14 protein-coding genes are annotated in these 16,715 nt (G+C 72.0%); 8 read left to right on the top strand and 6 right to left on the bottom strand.

Features of this window, described 5'->3' with window-relative positions; translation table 11 throughout:
- Nucleotides 1-147 precede the first annotated feature (147 nt).
- Nucleotides 148-1,626, bottom strand: coding sequence for an FAD/NAD(P)-binding protein (locus JUB11_RS13110; protein ID WP_207458996.1), 1,479 nt, complete (start codon nucleotides 1,624-1,626; stop codon nucleotides 148-150).
- Nucleotides 1,627-1,828: 202 nt separating this feature from the next.
- On the opposite strand from JUB11_RS13110, the gene JUB11_RS13105 reads away from it, so the two are divergent.
- Both JUB11_RS13105 and JUB11_RS13100 read left to right on the top strand, forming a co-directional pair.
- Nucleotides 1,829-2,281, top strand: a complete 453-nt coding sequence (locus tag JUB11_RS13105) for an Rrf2 family transcriptional regulator (RefSeq protein ID WP_207458995.1) — start codon at nucleotides 1,829-1,831, stop codon at nucleotides 2,279-2,281.
- A gap of 52 nt (nucleotides 2,282-2,333) precedes the next feature.
- Complete coding sequence (locus JUB11_RS13100) at nucleotides 2,334-4,091, top strand: SLC13 family permease (protein WP_207458994.1); 1,758 nt, start codon at nucleotides 2,334-2,336, stop codon at nucleotides 4,089-4,091.
- Nucleotides 4,092-4,105: 14 nt separating this feature from the next.
- On the opposite strand, the gene JUB11_RS13095 is transcribed toward JUB11_RS13100, so the two are convergent.
- Nucleotides 4,106-5,266: a mandelate racemase/muconate lactonizing enzyme family protein gene (locus JUB11_RS13095; protein WP_207458993.1), complete on the bottom strand. Its 1,161-nt coding sequence runs from the start codon at nucleotides 5,264-5,266 to the stop codon at nucleotides 4,106-4,108.
- Nucleotides 5,267-5,366: 100 nt separating this feature from the next.
- Here JUB11_RS13095 and JUB11_RS13090 point away from each other — a divergent pair, with 100 nt between their 5' ends.
- The 6 genes from JUB11_RS13090 to JUB11_RS13065 all read left to right on the top strand — a co-directional run bounded on the left by JUB11_RS13090 (nucleotide 5,367) and on the right by JUB11_RS13065 (nucleotide 11,109).
- Nucleotides 5,367-6,278 carry a LysR family transcriptional regulator gene (locus JUB11_RS13090; RefSeq protein ID WP_207458992.1) on the top strand — a complete coding sequence of 304 codons (912 nt, stop codon included), beginning with the start codon at nucleotides 5,367-5,369 and terminating at the stop codon, nucleotides 6,276-6,278.
- A gap of 457 nt (nucleotides 6,279-6,735) precedes the next feature.
- A complete protein-coding gene (locus JUB11_RS13085; RefSeq protein ID WP_207458991.1) occupies nucleotides 6,736-7,689 on the top strand; it encodes an aliphatic sulfonate ABC transporter substrate-binding protein in 954 nt (317 codons plus the stop codon).
- Complete coding sequence (gene ssuD / locus JUB11_RS13080) at nucleotides 7,686-8,861, top strand: FMNH2-dependent alkanesulfonate monooxygenase (protein WP_207458990.1); 1,176 nt, start codon at nucleotides 7,686-7,688, stop codon at nucleotides 8,859-8,861. The genes JUB11_RS13085 and ssuD overlap by 4 nt, the downstream gene beginning before the upstream one ends.
- Entirely contained in the window at nucleotides 8,861-9,673 is an 813-nt protein-coding gene (gene ssuC, locus JUB11_RS13075) for an aliphatic sulfonate ABC transporter permease SsuC (RefSeq protein WP_207458989.1), read from the top strand. The genes ssuD and ssuC overlap by 1 nt, the downstream gene beginning before the upstream one ends.
- A complete protein-coding gene (locus JUB11_RS13070; protein ID WP_207458988.1) occupies nucleotides 9,670-10,470 on the top strand; it encodes an ATP-binding cassette domain-containing protein in 801 nt (266 codons plus the stop codon). The genes ssuC and JUB11_RS13070 overlap by 4 nt, the downstream gene beginning before the upstream one ends.
- Nucleotides 10,471-10,473: 3 nt before the next feature.
- The gene (locus tag JUB11_RS13065) at nucleotides 10,474-11,109 is read left to right on the top strand and encodes a malonic semialdehyde reductase (protein WP_207458987.1); all 636 of its coding nucleotides are present in this window, start codon (nucleotides 10,474-10,476) and stop codon (nucleotides 11,107-11,109) included.
- A gap of 22 nt (nucleotides 11,110-11,131) precedes the next feature.
- On the opposite strand, the gene JUB11_RS13060 is transcribed toward JUB11_RS13065, so the two are convergent.
- The 4 genes from JUB11_RS13060 to JUB11_RS13050 all read right to left on the bottom strand — a co-directional run bounded on the left by JUB11_RS13060 (nucleotide 11,132) and on the right by JUB11_RS13050 (nucleotide 16,580).
- Nucleotides 11,132-14,257: an error-prone DNA polymerase gene (locus tag JUB11_RS13060; RefSeq protein ID WP_207458986.1), complete on the bottom strand. Its 3,126-nt coding sequence runs from the start codon at nucleotides 14,255-14,257 to the stop codon at nucleotides 11,132-11,134.
- Nucleotides 14,254-15,465 (bottom strand): DNA polymerase Y family protein, encoded by a 1,212-nt coding sequence (locus tag JUB11_RS13055; RefSeq protein ID WP_247887023.1) that lies wholly within the window; start codon nucleotides 15,463-15,465, stop codon nucleotides 14,254-14,256. The genes JUB11_RS13060 and JUB11_RS13055 overlap by 4 nt, the downstream gene beginning before the upstream one ends.
- Before the next feature lie 87 nt (nucleotides 15,466-15,552).
- Nucleotides 15,553-15,783 carry a hypothetical protein gene (locus JUB11_RS32745; RefSeq protein WP_247887022.1) on the bottom strand — a complete coding sequence of 77 codons (231 nt, stop codon included), beginning with the start codon at nucleotides 15,781-15,783 and terminating at the stop codon, nucleotides 15,553-15,555.
- Nucleotides 15,783-16,580: a hypothetical protein gene (locus JUB11_RS13050; protein WP_207458985.1), complete on the bottom strand. Its 798-nt coding sequence runs from the start codon at nucleotides 16,578-16,580 to the stop codon at nucleotides 15,783-15,785. Before JUB11_RS13050 ends, JUB11_RS32745 begins: the two co-directional genes overlap by 1 nt.
- Nucleotides 16,581-16,715: the final 135 nt, after the last annotated feature.

Below are 16,715 nucleotides of genomic sequence, written 5' to 3'. Positions count from 1 at the left end.
GCAAACTCCTTCGGGGAGGACCGCCGTGGCGGCCGTTTCCCGATATAGTCTACAAACTTAGTCGTGATTCAAGGTGGAAAACGCGATGCGCGTGTAAAACCCTGAAAACACGGCAATATAAAACACGAAAAGTGATGTAAAATCGTCTCAGCGCCTCCGTCCCTGGCCCAATCCGAGCGCGCCCGCAAGGCGGCCGAGGCCGGCCAGGGACAAGGGTTCGGGCTGCGGCAGGCCGGCCAGATGCTCGGCGGCCCTGGCGCATTGCGACCGGAGTTCCGGGACGGCGGTCATCTCCCAGAAAGGGGCCTTGGCGATGGGACCAAGCGCGAAAAGCCGTTCCGATTCCCGTCCGTCGGTGCCGATCAGCGCCCCCTGTTCGGTCACGTCGAGGCCGAGCCGCAGCGGATCGGGCCTCGCCATGCCGCGGTCGAGCAGCGCCCGGACCAGCGGATGGCGGATGCGGCGGTAGTCGCATTCCGGCCCGCAGGCGTTGATCACCGCGCCGAAGGTCCGGCGCCACTCCCGGTCCCGCCCGCGTTCCGCCACGACCGCCTCCAGTCCGCCGGCCGTGGGCGTCAGGCTCCGCAGCCGTCCGGCGCCCACCTCGAGCTGCCCGATGGAGCGCGCGGCCTCGATCCGGCTCGCCACCTCCGGCGCCAGGCGGTGGCGGTGCACGTTCCAATAGGGGCGGAGGTGCCGCAGGAAGCGCTGACGCTCCTCCGGCGGCAGATGCCGCCAGATCCGGTGGTGGTACGGGCGCAGCGCGTCGAAGGCGGACCGCCAGTCCAGCCCCTCGGCCCGCGCCCGCCGGACGTCCGCCTTGAGCGCGATGAGGATGTCCAGCGCGGTGCTCGGCATCACGTCGGGACAGAGGAAGGAGGTGAAGGCGCGCGTCTCGCGATGCACCAGGGGCAGCAGCCCGCGCCGAGAGACGGCCATGATCGGCCCGCGATGCCCCTCGTCCAGCAGGGTCAGCACCGTGTCCACCATGGTCAGGCCGGTGCCGAGGATGAGGACCGGCGCGTCGCGGTCGGTGGCGTCGATCGCCGCCCTGTTCCAGGGATCGCCGATGAAGCGCCCCGACGCCAGCACCTCCTCCGTGGCCGCCGGGGGCAGGGACGGCGGGAAATGCCCGACGCAGAGAACGGCGGCGTCGGCGGCGAGCCGCGGCCCGTTGCCCATGCGGATCCGCACGCCGTCGCGGCCCGGCAGGATGTCGGTCGCCTCGCCCCGGACGAGGTTCAGCGCCGCGTGCGGCGGCGCCTTGGCGCGCGCCTCCTCCAGCACGTCCTGGATGTAGGCGCCGTAACGGGCGCGCGACACGAAGGCCTGGCCGCTCGGCGGGACGTCATGCCCGCCGTCGTGCGCCCAGAGCCAGCGCAGGAAATGGTGGGGATCGTCCGGGAAGGCGCTCATGTTCGCCGCGCGGACGTTCAGCAGGTGCCGGCCGTTCGGCGTGGAATAGGCGAGCCCGGCGCCGACGGCATCCGCGCGCTCGATGAGGGTGACCGTGGTCGGAACCTCGGCGCCGCGCAGCAGCTGTGCCGCCAGGACGCTTCCGGTGAAGCCGGCGCCGACGATGGCGTAATGGCGGTTCCCGGAGGTTCGGTTGGATCGGAGAGGCATCACGGCGTTGGGTCCTCCGCTGTTGCGAGACGGATCGCACGTCCTTTAACACGCTATTCCCGATAAAGGTGGTCGTGATTTCAACAGGAAAATCGGCCGGCTGTCCCGACGCGCTTCCAAGGGGCTGCGATAAGCCCTATCTATTCGGGTCAGGTCCGCTCGTCCCGCCGTCGGGGGCGGGCGCCGTCACGGGCTGCGGAAGATGCTGTCACAAAAGGCGAAATACGCGCTGCGCGCGATGCTGGTCCTGGCCGCGGCCGAGGAGGGGGAGGCGCTGCTCATCTCCGACATCGCGGAGGCCAAGAACCTGCCCAAGCGCTTCCTGGAGCAGATCCTGCTGGACCTGAAACACCATGGGCTGGTGCAGAGCAAGCGCGGGAAGAACGGCGGCTACGCCCTGCTGAAGCGGCCCCAGGACATCTCCTTCGGGGAGGTCGTGCGCATCATCGACGGCCCGCTGGCGATGCTTCCCTGCCTCAGCCGCATGGCCTACCAGCGCTGCGACGACTGCGTCGAGGAGAGTGCGTGCGAGCTGCGCCGCGTCTTCGCCCGTGTCCACGCCGCGACCATCGACATTCTGGAGGGCACGAGCCTCGCCGACGCGCTCGCCGGGAATCTCGATCCGGAAGCGCTGCCCCTGGCGCGCGCCGGCTGATTCCCTTCCGCGCGAACCCCGATTCCATGAAGGCGGCCGGGATGGCGAGACGATGAGCTTCGGACAGGCCGCCCTGCTGCTCATCCTGCCGGCGATGCTCGTAGCCTTCATGCTGGACCGCTGGCGCCACGACGTGGTGGCGGTCGGCGGGCTGCTCGCCTGCGTCCTGGCCGGCGCGGTGGCACCCGAGGCGGCCTTCGCCGGATTCGGCCACCCGGCCGTCGTGACGGTCGCGGCGGTCGTCGTGATCACGCGCGCGCTCGCCCGCACGGGGGTGGTGGACGCCCTGTTCGGCCGGCTGATCGACCGCGCGGAGGGGGACGGCGCGCAGGTCGCCCTGCTGTGCGGGGTGGGGGCGGCGGTGTCGGCCTTCATGAACAACGTCGGGGCGCTGGCGCTGACCATGCCGCTCGCCCTTTCGGCGGCGCGGCGGCGCGGCTGGCCGGCCGGGCGCCTGCTGATGCCGCTGTCCTACGCGACCTTGCTGGGCGGCATGGTGACGCTGATCGGCACGCCGCCGAACCTGCTGGTGTCGGGATTCCGGGAGCACGCGACCGGCGAGCGCTTCCTGATGTTCGACTTCCTCTACACCGGCCTGCCGCTCGCCCTGCTGGGCGTCGCCTACCTGGCGCTCGCCGGCTGGCGCCTGCTGCCGGCGGCGCGGCGCGAGGGGGGTGCGGCGGAGGACGCCTTCCAGGTCGGCGACTACGCGACCGAGCTGCGCGTCGAGGCCGCCTCCCCGCACGCGGGCCGCACCGTCGCGGCGCTGGAGGACGCCCACCCCCTGCGGGTCCACGGCATCCTGCGCGGCGGCAAGCGGGTGTTCGGGCGCCTGCGGGAGGAGGCGCTGGCGCCGGGGGACCTGCTGATCCTGGAGACGGACGGCGCCACCTTGCGGCGGCTGGACGGGGAGGGGCTGCCGCTCGCCCATCACGGGCCGGACGCCGGCCCGGACTCCGGCCCGGCCGTCGTCGAGGCGGTCGTCATGCCCAACGCCCTGATCCAGGGCAGCAGCGCCCTGTCGCTGGACCTGCGCCGCCGCTGGGGCGTCACGCTGCTGGCGGCGGCGCGGCAGGGCCGGCGCTTCGAGGGGCGGCTGAGCGACGCCCGGCTGTCCGCCGGGGACGTGCTGATGCTGGGCGGGGAGCGCCCGGTCATCATGGCGGCGCTGGCCGATCTCGGCTGCCTGCCGCTCGCCGAGCGCCGGATCGAGTTCCAGCCCCGCCGCGCCGCCGTGACCGCCCTGTTCTTCGCGGCGGCCATCGTCGCCGCCGCCTTCGACATCGTCTCGGCCGCCGTCGCCTTCGTGGCCGCCGTCTTCGGCCTCGTGATAGCCCGCGCCATCCGGCCGGCGGAGATCTACGAGGCCATCGACTGGTCGGTCTTGGTCCTTCTGGCCGCCATGATCCCGCTCGGCGACGCCCTCCAGAACACCGGCACGGCCCATCTGCTGGGCGAGGGGGTCGTGGCGCTGGCCGGCGGCGCCGGGCCACGGGTCATGCTCGTCCTGCTGCTGGTGGCGACGATGCTCGTCACGCCGGTGCTGAACAACACGGCGACGGTCGTCGTGATGTCGCCGATCGTGATCGAGGTCGCCGCCCGGCTCGGCGTCTCGCCCACCCCCTTCCTGATGGCGGTCGCCATCGGCGCCTCCTGCGACTTCCTGACCCCCTTCGGCCACCACAACAACGCCATCGTCATGTCCCCCGGCGGCTACCGCTTCGGCGACTACTGGCGCGTCGGGCTGGGGCTGGACGTGATCGTCGTCCTGCTGTCCGCCCTGCTGATCCCGTTGGTCTGGCCCTGGTAGGGGCGCCCGGCTCCCTACTCGGCCAGCTCCCGCATCACCCGGATCAGGTCCGACTTGCCCTCGAACCCGATGCCGGGCAGGTCCGGCATGACGATGTGGCCGTCCTCGACCCGGACGCCGTCGGGAAAGCCGCCGTAGGGCTGGAAGAGGTCGGGGTAGCTTTCGTTGCCGCCCAGCCCGAGGCCGGCCGCGATGTTCAGGGACATCTGATGGCCGCCGTGCGGGATGCAGCGGCTGGGCGACCAGCCGGCACCCTTCAGCACCTCCAGCGTCCGGAGATACTCGCAGAGCCCGTAGGAGAGGGCGCAGTCGAACTGGAGCCAGTCGCGGTCCGGGCGCATGCCGCCGTAGCGCAGCAGGTTGCGGGCGTCCTGATGGCTGAAGAGGTTTTCGCCGGTCGCCATCGGCCCCGGATAGAACTCGGCCAGCGCCGCCTGGAGCGCGAAGTCCAGCGGGTCGCCGGCCTCCTCGTACCAGAACAGGGGGTAGTCGCGGAGCATCTTGGCGTAGGCGATGGCCTGTTCCAGCGACAGCCGCCCGTTCGCGTCCACCGCCAGCCGGGCCTTGCCGTCCAGCTCCTTCAGCACGGCCTCGATCCGGGGGGCGTCCTCGGCGATGCCGTTGCCGATCTTCATCTTGACGACCGTGTAGCCGCGGTCGAGATAGCCGCGCATCTCGGCGCGCAGCCCGTCGAGGCCCTTGCCGGGGTAATAGTAGCCGCCGGCGGCATAGACGAAGACCCGCGGGTCCGCCTCGCGGCCGTGCCGCCGGGCGAGCAGCCGGAACAGGGGCTCGCCGGCGATCTTGGCGACGGCGTCCCAGACGGCCATGTCGATGGTCCCGACCGCGACCGAGCCTTCCCCATGGCCGCCGGGCTTCTCGTTCTTCATCATGGCCGCCCAGACGCGGTCCGGATCGAGATTGTCTCCCGTGTCGTCGAGCAGGGATTCGGGGGCCGCCGCGAGGATGCGGGGCGCGAACCGCTCGCGGATCAGGCCGCCCTGGCCGTAGCGTCCGTTGGAGTTGAAGCCGTAGCCCACGACCCGGCGGCCATCCCGGACCAGGTCGGTGACGACGGCGACGAGCGACAGCGTCATCTTCGAGAAATCGATGTAGGCGTTGGCGATCGGCGATGCGATGGGGGCCGTGACCTCCCGGATCTCGACGATTTTCATGACCTGCCCTCCTGCCCTATGTCAGTGATTGGAATGCAGGGATTCGCAGCCGCCGCCCAATGCCAAGACCGAGGATCGACATGCAGGAACGGCATCGCCCATGGACCTGAACTGGCTGGAGGATTTCCTGGCGCTCGCCGAGCACGGGACCTTCGCGCGGGCCGCGGAGACCCGGAACGTCACGCAGCCGGCCTTCAGCCGCCGCATCCAGTCCCTCGAGGAGTGGATGGGAACGCGCCTGTTCGCGCGGTCGCCGCAGGGAACCAGCCTGACGCCGGCCGGGGCCTTCCTGCGCGCCCATGCCGAGGACCTGACCCGCAGCATCCACCGGCTGCGCCAGGAGACGCTGGAGGTCGCGGGCCGGGAGGCCTCCCTGGTCTCCATCGCCGCCACGCACGCGCTCTCCTTCGTCTTCTTCCCCGGCTGGATCCGGAGCCATCCCGGCTTCGCGACGCTCGGCCCCCTCAACCTCATCTCGGACACCATGGAGGCGTGCGAGCAGATCATGTCCAGGGGCGACGCCGACTTCATGCTGTGCCACTGCCATCGCGACGCCATGCCGCGCCTGGAGGCCAGCCAGTTCACGAGTGCCGTGATCGGGCGCGACCTGCTGCTGCCGCTTTGCGCCCCCGACGGGGACGGCGCGGCGCGATGGCCGCTGCCGGCCGACCCGCTGTCTCCGCCGCGCCTGCTGTCCTATGGGCCGCAATCCGGCCTCGGCCGGATCGTTTCCGCCGTCTTGGAAAAGAATTGGCCGAGGCTTTCCTTCCAGAAGATGCTGACGGCGCAGCTGGCGGCGACGCTGCTGACCATGGCGCGCCAGGGGGACGGCATCGCGTGGCTCCCGCGGACCCTCGCGCAGGACGACGTCGCGGCCGGCCGGCTTGTCGATCCGGGCCAGGGCCGGTATTCGATCGACGTCGAGATCCGGCTGATCCGGCCGCTGCGCCGCCAAACCCCGGCGGCGGAAGCCTTCTGGGCATCCATCCCGGACAGCGATCAGCCCTCCTGAGAAGCCTTTTTCCGCCTGAAACCCTGCGCTGAACGACGCATCCGGTCCGGACCAGATGCGGCTTTTAACATAAGTTAATAGTGAAAAAGGGGGGGATCTACATTTCACGACAAAATAGGTCGTGAAAAGCGCTTGCTATACCCTATTTATGTGATAGAGATAAGGCAGGCGATCCGGAAGCGCGCTGTTCAGCGCGCACCGGGGACGCCGCATCGGTCATGGACCCCGGACACGGAGCGACCGCGCATGCCCTCGACCTTCCACACAGGACCCGTTCCGCCCATCGGCAGCCGCCGGGGCGGGACCTGTCCGCACGGGTTCTGACCCGCGCCTGACTTTTCAAGATCCGGAGTTCCGAAGGGGCGGCGCCGCGACCGGCGCCGCGCGGGGGAGGGCTTTGCCTCATCACCCCGGGCCGGACGCCGGACCCGCCAAGACTGGGATAAGGAAACCAACCGTGAAACGCGTTCTCGCATTGTTGGCCGGCGCCGCGGCGCTGCTCGGCATCGCCGTTGGGGCCGGAGCGCCGCCGGCGGCCGCCGCGGACCGGACCGTCCGCATCGGCTATCAGAAATACGGCACCCTGGTGATCCTGAAGGAAAAGGGGCTGCTGGAGGAGAAGCTGAAACCGCTTGGGTTTCGCGTGACCTGGACCGAGTTTCCCGGCGGCCCGCAGCTTCTGGAGGCGCTGAACGTCGGCGCCCTCGATTTCGGGACGACGGGCGAGGCCCCGCCGATCTTCGCCCAGGCGGCCGGCGCGCCGCTGCTCTATGTCGGCTACGAGCCGCCCTCGCCGACGAGCGAGGCGATCCTCGTGCCGAAGGACAGCCCGATCAAGAACGTGGCCGAGCTGAAGGGCAAGCGCGTCGCGCTCAACAAGGGCTCCAACGTCCATTACCTGCTGGTGAAGGCGCTGGAGGAGGCGAAGCTGTCGGTCGCCGACATCGAGCCGGTCTATCTGCCGCCCGCCGACGCGCGCGCCGCCTTCGAGCGGGGCGCCGTGGACGCCTGGGTGATCTGGGATCCCTTCCTGGCCGCCGCCTCCGCCGCGACCGGCGCCCGCACGCTGCGGGACGGCACGGGGCTGGTGAGCAACCACCAGTTCTTCCTGGCCGCCAAGCCCTTCGCCGAGGCGAACCGGGACGCGCTCGCCGCCGTCATCGCCGGCCTGCGGGACATCGACGCCTGGGCCAGGGACAATGTACGGGAGGTCGCGGCCCAGCTCAGCCCGAAGGTCGGCATTCCGCTGCCGGTCCTGGAGGTCGCCGCCGGCCGCATGTCCTACGGGGTGCGCCCCATCGACGAGGCGGTGATCGCCGAACAGCAGCGCATCGCCGACACCTTCCACAAGCTGAAGCTGATCCCGAAGCCGATCAGCATCGCCGACGCCGTCGCGAGGGCCAAGTCATGACCAGCCATGCCGCAAAAGAAGCCAACGTCTTCTGGTTCCTGCCGACGCACGGCGACGGCCGCCATCTCGGCACCACGGCCGGCGCCCGCGAGGTGAGCTTCCGCTACCTCCGGCAGATCGCGCAGGCCGCCGACGACCTCGGCTATTACGGGGTTCTCCTGCCCACCGGCCGTTCCTGCGAGGACAGCTGGGTCGTCGCCTCCTCGCTGGCGCCGCTGACCGAGCGGCTGCGCTTCCTGGTCGCCGTGCGGCCGGGCCTCCAGTCGCCCGCCGTGGCGGCGCGCATGGCGGCGACGCTCGACCGCGTCTCCGGCGGGCGGCTGCTGATCAACGTGGTGACCGGTGGCGATCCGGTGGAGAACAAGGGCGACGGCATCTTCCTGTCGCACGACGAACGTTACGAGGTCACGCGCGAGTTCCTGTCCATCTGGACGAGGCTGCTGGCCGGCGAAACGGTCCATCACCAGGGCAGGCACATCACCATTGAGGACGGGCGCCTCTTCTTCCCGCCGGTGCAGAAACCCCATCCGCCGCTCTATTTCGGCGGCTCGTCGGAGGCGGCCAACGAGCTGGCCGCCGGGACGGTGGACAAGTACCTGACCTGGGGCGAGCCCCCGGCGCAGGTCGCGGAGAAGATCGGCCAGGTCCGCCGGCTGGCCGAGGCGAAGGGCCGCCGGATCAGCTTCGGCATCCGCCTGCACGTCATCGTCCGCGAAACGGCGGCCGAGGCCTGGGCGGCGGCCGACGAGCTGATCCGCCATCTCGACGAGGACACCATCGCGGCGGCGCAGAAGGTCTTCGCCCGCATGGACTCGGTCGGGCAGCAGCGCATGGCGGCGCTGCACGGCGGCCGGCGCGACCGGCTGGAGATCAGCCCCAACCTGTGGGCCGGCGTCGGGCTGGTGCGCGGCGGGGCCGGCACGGCCCTGGTCGGCGATCCCGACACGGTCGCCGCCCGCATGCGGGAATACATGGATCTGGGCATCGACAGCTTCATCCTGTCCGGCTACCCGCACCTGGAGGAGGCCTACCGCTTCGCCGAGCTGGTCTTTCCGAAGCTGCCGCTCGCCGCCACGACGGGGCGCGCGCCGGCGGTGGCGGTCAACAACGGCCCCTTCGGCGAGAGCATCGCCAACGGGGCGCCGCCCTCCCTGCGCCAGGCGGCCCAGTGATGCGGGCGGACGAACGGGCATGGGGAAGGGCCGGCGGGCCGTGGGCGGCGCTGGCCCCCTGGCTGCTGCCCCTCGGGCTTCTCCTGGCCTGGGAGGCGGCAGCGCGGAGCGGCCTTCTCTCCTCGCGCGTGCTGCCGGCGCCGAGCGACGTCGCCGCCGCCTTCCGCGCGACGCTGGCGGACGGCAGCCTGATCCGCCACGTGGCGGTCAGCGCGGAGCGCGCGCTGACGGGGTTCGCCGTCGGCGGCGGGCTCGGCTTCCTGCTGGGGCTGCTCAACGGCGCCTTCAAGCCGGCGGAGACGCTGCTCGACTCCTCGCTGCAGATGCTGCGCAACGTGCCGCACCTCGCGGTCATCCCCATGGTGATCCTGTGGTTCGGCATCGGGGAGGAGGCGAAGATCTTCCTGGTCGCCGTCGGCGTCCTGTTCCCGATCTACCTCAACACCTTCCACGGGATCCGGTCGGTGGACCGCGGGCTGGTGGAGATGGCGCGGGTCTACGGGCTGGGTCCCGCCGCGCTCTACTGGCGGGTGATCCTGCCGGGCGCGCTGCCCTCGATCCTGCTCGGGCTGCGCTACGCGCTGGGCATCATGTGGCTGACCCTGATCGTGGCGGAGACGATCTCCGCCTCCTCGGGCATCGGCTACATGACGATGAACGCGCGCGAGTTCCTTCAGACCGATCTCGTCCTGCTGGGCATCGTCGTCTACGCACTGCTCGGCAAGCTGGCCGACCTGCTGACCCGCTGGCTGGAACGCCGGGCGCTGGCCTGGAACCCCGCCTTCCAGGCGGGCATGGAGACCGCATCATGAGCCTTCACGAACGAGCCTTTCCCCGCCTGTCGCTGGGCGGCGGGCTGTCCTCCACCGGCCGTCCGGCGGCTTCCGCCCTGATGCCGAAAGCCGGGGGCGTGCCGCTGCGGCTGGAGGGGGTGGTCAAGGAGTTCTCCGGCCGGCGCGTGCTCGACGGCATCGATCTGGCCGTTCCGGCGGGCCAGTCCGTCGCGGTGGTCGGGCGTTCCGGCGGCGGCAAATCGACGCTGATGCGGCTGATCGCCGGGCTCGACCGCCCGACCGCCGGCCGGATCCTGGCCGGCGGGGAGCCGGTCGCGGGCGCGCGGCCGGACGTGCGGCTTCTGTTCCAGGACGCCCGGCTGCTGCCCTGGCAGCGCGTCGCCGCCAACGTCGGCATCGCGCGGGGACGCGGCTGGCGCGAACGGGCGCTCGCGGCGCTGGCGGACGTCGGGCTCGCAGACCGGGCGGAGGACTGGCCGTCGGTCCTCTCCGGCGGGCAGAGGCAGCGGGTGGCGCTGGCGCGCGCGCTCGTGTCCGACCCAGGCCTGCTTCTGCTGGACGAGCCCTTCGGCGCGCTGGACGCGCTGACCCGGCAGGAGATGCACCGGCTGCTCATCCGCATCCGGGAGGAGCACGGTTTCACCAGCCTGCTGATCACCCACGACGTGGCGGAGGCGGTGGCGCTGGCCGACCGGGTGCTGGTGCTGAGGGACGGGCGGATCGCGCTCGACCTCGCCGTCGATCTTCCCTACCCGCGCCCTCCGGGCAACCGGTGCGCGGCGGAGCTGGAAAGCCTGATCCTGGGGGAGGTCTGACTCATGCCCGGGCACATTGCCGCCGATGCCGGAACCGCTCCCGAGGCCTTCGTCGGGAGCCGGCTTCCGGAGGCCGAACGCCGCCTGTTCCTGGAGGCCCGCACGCCCGACGCCTGGTCGGACCGGCCGGTGCCGCTCGCCACGCTGCACCGTCTTCACGAGCTGGTCCGGCTGGCGCCGACGGCCTTCAACGCGGGGCCGGCGCGCATCCTCTTCGTGACCACGCCCGAAGCCAGGGACCGGCTGCGCCCCTTTCTCGGCCGGGGCAACGTCGGCCCTGTGGAGGTGGCCCCGGTGACCGCCATCATCGGGCACGACCTGGACTTCTTCGAGCATCTGCCGCGCCTCAACCCGCAGTGGGACGCCGCCAAGCTGTTCCGCGGCAACCCCGCGCTCGCGGAGGAGACGGCCTTCCGCAACGGCACGCTGCAAGGGGCCTACCTGATCCTGGCGGCGCGGCTGCTCGGGCTCGACGCCGGACCGGTCTCCGGCTTCGACCGGGCGGGCCTCGATGCCGAGTTCTTCCCCGACGGCCGCGTCCGTTCCAACTTCCTCTGCCTGCTCGGCCACGCCGCCGGGCCACCAAGCCGGCCGCGCGCGCCGCGCCTCGCCTTCGAGGAGGCCTGCCGGGTGATCTGATCGGCGGCGGTGTGCCTCCGCCTCAATGAAAATTCCGCCCGCGCGGAAACACTGCCGCCTCGCCGTCCGGGAGGGCGGTCAGTTCCGACAGGCGCCAGGACAGGTTCTCCACCCGTTCGCAGCGGAGGTGGACGACCTCGCCCTCGATCTCCACGCGGCCCGTGGCGGCCAGCAGCCGTGAGCCCAGCAGGTCGCGGCGGTGGCGTTCGAAGACGTCGGGCATGACGACGAGGTTGGCGATGCCGGTTTCATCCTCCACCGTCACGAAGATGACGCCGCTGGCGCTGCCCGGCCGCTGGCGCACCAGCACCAGCCCGGCCACGGTGACACGCGCGCCGTTGCGCAAATGGCGCAGCCGCTCCGCCGGGACGATGCCCGCCAGCCCGTCGCGCAGCAGCGACAGTGGGTGGCATTTCAGGGAGAGCGACAGGCTGGCGTAATCCATCACCACCCGCTCGCCCGGCGTCATGTCCGGCAGCTCCACGGCAGGCTCCCGGCTTTCCGGCCCGTCGAGCCGGGCGAAAAGGGGCAGGGGCTGGTCGCCCAGTGCCCGCACGGCCCAGAGCGCCGCCCGTTGGTCCAGCCCCAAGGACCGGAAGGCGTCGGCCCGCGCCAGCAGCTCCAGCGGGCGGCTGTGCAGGCCGGTGCGGCGCCAGAGGTCGTGCGGGTCGCGCCAGCCGGCGCCCCGCGCGCCGACCAGCTTTTCGGCGTCTGACTCCGAAAAACCCTTGATCTGCCGGAAGCCCAGCCGCAGGGCCAGCGCGCCGCCCTCGGCCGGCTCCAGCGTGCAGTCCCAGTGGGAGGCGGACACGTCCACCCCGCGCACCTCCACCCCATGATCGCGCGCGTCGCGGACGATCTGGGCCGGGGCGTAGAAGCCCATCGGCTGGCTGTTCAGCAGGGCGCAGGCGAAGACATCCGGGTGGTGATGCTTGACCCAGGCCGAGACGTAGACGAGCAGGGCGAAGCTCGCCGCGTGGCTTTCCGGGAAGCCGTACTCGCCGAAGCCCTCGATCTGCTGGAAGCAGCGCTCGGCGAAGTCCAGTTCGTAGCCGTTCATCACCATGCCGCCGATGAACTTGTCGCGGAAGGTGTGGACGAGGCCGTCCTTGCGGAAGCTCGCCATGGAGCGGCGCAGCCGGTCGGCCTCCTCCGGGGAGAAGCCGGCGGCGACGATGGCGATCTGCATGGCCTGTTCCTGGAACAGGGGCACGCCGAGCGTCTTCTCCAGCACGGCGCGCAGCGCCTCGGACGGGTAGTCGACCAGCTCCGGGCTGGTGCGGCGGCGCAGGTAGGGATGGACCATGCCGCCCTGGATCGGGCCGGGCCGCACGATGGCGACCTGGATGACCAGATCGTAGAAGCGGCGCGGGCGCAGGCGCGGCAGCATGCTCATCTGGGCGCGGCTTTCCACCTGGAAGACGCCGATGCTGTCGGCCCGGCACAGCATGCCGTAGACGGCCGGATCCTCCTGCGGCACGGTCGCCAGGGTGAGGTCGCGGCCATGGTGCGCCGCCAGCAGGTCCAGCGCCTTGCGCAGGCAGGTCAGCATGCCGAGCGCCAGCACGTCCACCTTCAGGATGCCCAGCGCGTCGATGTCGTCCTTGTCCCACTCGATGGTCGTGCGGCCGTCCATGGCGGCGTTCATGATCGGCGACAGCTCGCCCAGCGGGCCGCGCGTGATGACGAAGCCGCCGACATGCTGGGACAGGTGGCGGGGAAAGCCGATCAGCTCCCGCGCCAGCTCCAGCGTGCGGGCCAGCCGGGGCTCCTCCGGGTCGAGGCCGCGGGCGCGCACATGCTCCTCCTCCAGCCCGTCGCCCCCGCTCCCGCCGCCCCACAGATTGCCGGTGAGCCGCGCCGTGACGTCCTCGGACAGGCCCATGGCCTTGCCGACCTCGCGCAGGGCGCCGCGCGCGCGGTAGCGGATCACGGTGGCGGCCAGCCCGGCGCGGTCGCGCCCGTAGGTCTCGTAGATGTGCTGGATCACCTCCTCGCGCCGCTCATGCTCGAAATCCACGTCGATGTCCGGCGGCTCGTTGCGGGCGGCGGAGACGAAGCGCTCGAACAGAAGGTCGAAATGGGCGGGGTCCACCTCGGTGACGCCCAGGCAGTAGCAGACCGCCGAGTTGGCCGCCGAGCCGCGCCCCTGGCAGAGGATGCCGCGCGACCGCGCGAAGCGGACGATGTGGTGGACCGTCAGAAAATAGGGCGCGTAGCCGAGCGCGCCGATCAGCTCCAGCTCGCGCTCCACCGAGGCGCGGACCTTCTCGGGGACGCCATCGGGGTAGCGTTCGGCCGCCCCCTCCCAGGCGAGGCGGGCCAGCTCCTCCTGCGGGGTGCGGTCCGGGTCGCGTCCCTCGTCCGGGTATTCGTAGCGCAGCTCGGACAGGGAGAAGCGGCAGGCTCGCGCGATCTCCACGCTGCGCGCCACCGCGTCGGGGTGGCGGCGGAACAGCCGCGCCATCTCGACCGGCGCCTTCAGGTGCCGCTCCCCGTTGGCGGCGAGGCGCCAGCCGGCCGTGTCGATGGTGCTGTGGGTGCGGATGCAGGTCAGCACGTCCTGGAGCGGGCGGCGCGCCGGGCTGTGGTAGAGCACGTCGTTTGTCGCCACCAGCGGCACCCGCGCCATCGCCGCCGCCCCGGCCAGCCAGGCCAGACGCTTGGCGTCGTCGCCCCGGTAGCGGTGGCTCACCGCCAGGTGCAGCCGGTCGCGCAGGGCGCCGCGCCACTCCCGCAGGTCGTCCAGGAAGGTCTCGTCCCGCCGTTCCGGCGCCACCAGCAGGAACAGCATGCCCTCGGCATGCTCCAGCACGTCCGCCTTGCCGAGGAAGCATTCGCCCTTCGGCGCGCGGCGCTTGCCCACCGTCAGCAGCCGCGACAGCCGGCCGTAGGCGGCGCGGTCCATGGGGTAGGCCAGCAGCCCCGGCCCGTCGGTGAGGTCGAGGCGGCAGCCGACCACCAGCGGCAGCCCGCGCTCCTTCGCCGCGACATGCGCCCGCACCACCCCGGCCAGCGTGTTGCGGTCGGTGACGGCGATGGCCCGGTGGCCCAGCGCGACGGCGGTCAGCACCAGCTCGTCGGCGTGCGACGCCCCCTCCAGGAAGGTGAAGTTGCTGGTCACCTGAAGTTCCGCGTAGGGGATCATGCGAAGAACCCGTGCAGGAACCAGCCGGCCGGCGCCTCGGGCCGGTGGAGACCCAGGCGGAAGACCCAGAAGCGCCGCCCCTCCATGTCCTCCACCCGGTAATAGTCGCGAAGCTCCCCGCCGTGGCGCCACCATTCGGCGCAGAGCCGTTCCGGCCCGTCGGCCTTGCCCACCCGGTGCGTGGCCCCGCGCCAGCGGAAGAGCTTGGGCGGGTCGTCCGGCACCGGCGCCACCACCTCGATCGGCTCCGGCGGGACCAGCAGCCGCACCGGCCGGGGCCGGTCGTCGGGCCAGAGCGGGGCGGATTCGGAATCTGCGCCGAGACCGGCGTCGAGCGGCGGCACCCCGGCGACGCTGCGTTCCGGCAGCCAGCTCTGGCGCGGCACGAGCCGCAGCAGGCTGTCCTCGCCCAGCCGGTTGGCGAGCCGGTCGAGCAGAGCGCCGAGATCCTTGCCCTTCTCCTCCGCGCCCGTCAGGCCGGCCTGGGCCGGGGCCAGCGGCTCCACCAGCGGGGCGGCCAGCACCAGCAGCTCCAGGCCGGGACCGGGGGCGATGCGCTCCAGCTTGCCCCCGAGCAGCCGCATCAGGGCCGCCGGGTCCCGCACCGGGCGGCCGGTGCCGATGGCGACGGACTGCGGCACGGAATCCGGCCCATGGTCGGTGCGGAAGACGGTCAGCTCCAGCCGGCGCAGGCCCCGGTGCTCGGCCGCCAGCCGCCGGCAGAGCCCGCCGATCAGGTGCAGCGCGGCCAGGGCGATGGAGTCGGGCGTGGAGATCGGCTCGGCCAGGGCAAGCCGCTCCTCATGGGGCGGGACGGGGAGGCGCGGCGACAGGGGCTCGTCCAGCGCGCCGAAGGCCTGGTCGAGGCGGCGGGCCAACTCCGCCCCGAAACGCCGCGCCAGGGTCGCGCGCGGGACCGGGGCGAGGTCCCGGATCCGGCGCAGCCCCACCGCCTCCAGCCCGCGCACCGTCTCCTCGGGCAGGCGCAGCGCCGCGACGGGCAGGGGGGCCAGCGCCTCGGCCTGGCCGCCGGGCGGGACGATCCCGGCCCTCGGGGCGAAGCGGGCGGCGGCCCAGGCGGCGGCCGGCGTGTCGGCGACGGCGGCCCGGACCGCGAAGCCGGCGCGGCGAAGGCGGGCAATCAAGTCGGCGCGCAAGGCCTCCTCGCCCCCGAACAGATGGGCGCAGCCCGTGACGTCGAGCAGCACCCCGTCGGGGCCGTCCGGCGTGGTCCAGGGCGTGTAGCGGATGCACCAGCCGGCGATGCGGTCGAGCCGGCGCGCGGTCTCCTCCGGCTATTCCTCCTCCGTGCGCAGGGCGGGCAGCATGGCACGGGCGTCGGCCAGCGGCATGCCCGGCCGGATGCCCTGCGCCCCGGCCGCCGCGTTCACGGCGGCGACCGTCAGCCGTCCACGCTCGTCCCGGAACAGGGCGAAGGGCTGCTCCCGCCCGTCACGCCCGCGCAACGCCGTGTCGGTCGGCAGGCGGGGCAGCCAGGCCGACAGGATCCGCCGTTCTCCGCCCATCAGGCGAACCGGACGACAGAGCGGTCCCGCGCGGCCTGTTCGATAATCCCCTCCTCCGCCGCTTCGTCGGACAGGGCCAGCGCGCCGTCCCGCCATTCCAGAACCCAGGCGCCAGAGCGGCCGTTGCGGCAGCGCAGAAGCTCCACCCGCCAGCGCGGGCGGCCGATGCCGGGCTCGCCCGCCTCGTTGGCGCTCGGCAGCGGGGTGACCGTCCAGCGCGTCATGGCGGCGGATACGCCGCGCCGCGGGGTGCCGGGAAGCAGCAGGATGGCGGTGGTGCCCGCCGACTCGGCGGCCAGATGCAGCCGGCGCGAGGCGGTGAGGTCGCCGGCCTCCACCTCTCCCGCCACGGCGGCGAGCGACGGGCAGCGCAGCGCCTCCTCCATTGCCCAGAGGGCGTCGGACGCCCGCCGCGCCCGTGCCGCGATGAGCCGGTCCGGCGTCAGCCCGAAGGCCGCCAGCCCGGCCGCGTGCAGCCCCCGGTCGCCGACGATCCATAGGACCGATTTCCCTTGACAGGCAGCAATTCCGGCCAGCAGCGCCGCCGCGAAACCGGCGGCGGCACCCCGATGGACGGGGTCCGTTCCGCCCAGCTCATGCAGGCAGCCGAGCGGCAATCCTCCATCCGGCAAGGTCCGGTCGATGTCCCGAACCCCAAGACCGAACGTCCCTTTTCCTTCCTTTCCACCGTTCTCGAGCCGCCGGACCTGCGCACGCAGCCCTTGCAGCACGATGGCCTTTTCGGCCATGCTCACGCCCGCGGCTGCGGCCTCGTTCGGTCCGGAGGGATTCGGCATGGGACGCTCCGCTCTATTGTTCTTGATTTGTTCTAGGTTTTAACTCCCATGAAGTCAAGAGGTGGTCCGGCGGGCGTGCTGCCCGAGCCCACGCTGCCTCTTGGACAAAAAGGCGAATGGTGCGGCGGCGGACAC

The organism is Azospirillum sp. SYSU D00513, from assembly GCF_017356015.1.
In the GTDB taxonomy this organism is placed as follows: domain Bacteria; phylum Pseudomonadota; class Alphaproteobacteria; order Azospirillales; family Azospirillaceae; genus Azospirillum.
The sequence above is the reverse complement of the archived record's forward strand: the minus strand, read 5'-3'. Positions and strand labels throughout refer to the sequence as shown.

Excerpts from the sequence above, each read along its gene's own strand:
- JUB11_RS13110 (WP_207458996.1), bottom strand. The coding sequence starts at position 1,626 with ATGCCTCTCCGATCCAACCGAACCTCCGGGAACCGCCATTACGCCATC.
- JUB11_RS13105 (WP_207458995.1), top strand. The coding sequence starts at position 1,829 with ATGCTGTCACAAAAGGCGAAATACGCGCTGCGCGCGATGCTGGTCCTG.
- JUB11_RS13100 (WP_207458994.1), top strand. The coding sequence starts at position 2,334 with ATGAGCTTCGGACAGGCCGCCCTGCTGCTCATCCTGCCGGCGATGCTC.
- JUB11_RS13095 (WP_207458993.1), bottom strand. The coding sequence starts at position 5,266 with ATGAAAATCGTCGAGATCCGGGAGGTCACGGCCCCCATCGCATCGCCG.
- JUB11_RS13090 (WP_207458992.1), top strand. The coding sequence starts at position 5,367 with ATGGACCTGAACTGGCTGGAGGATTTCCTGGCGCTCGCCGAGCACGGG.
- ssuD (WP_207458990.1), top strand. The coding sequence starts at position 7,686 with ATGACCAGCCATGCCGCAAAAGAAGCCAACGTCTTCTGGTTCCTGCCG.
- ssuC (WP_207458989.1), top strand. The coding sequence starts at position 8,861 with ATGCGGGCGGACGAACGGGCATGGGGAAGGGCCGGCGGGCCGTGGGCG.
- JUB11_RS13070 (WP_207458988.1), top strand. The coding sequence starts at position 9,670 with ATGAGCCTTCACGAACGAGCCTTTCCCCGCCTGTCGCTGGGCGGCGGG.
- JUB11_RS13065 (WP_207458987.1), top strand. The coding sequence starts at position 10,474 with ATGCCCGGGCACATTGCCGCCGATGCCGGAACCGCTCCCGAGGCCTTC.
- JUB11_RS13060 (WP_207458986.1), bottom strand. The coding sequence starts at position 14,257 with ATGATCCCCTACGCGGAACTTCAGGTGACCAGCAACTTCACCTTCCTG.
- JUB11_RS32745 (WP_247887022.1), bottom strand. The coding sequence starts at position 15,783 with ATGGGCGGAGAACGGCGGATCCTGTCGGCCTGGCTGCCCCGCCTGCCG.
- JUB11_RS13050 (WP_207458985.1), bottom strand. The coding sequence starts at position 16,580 with ATGCCGAATCCCTCCGGACCGAACGAGGCCGCAGCCGCGGGCGTGAGC.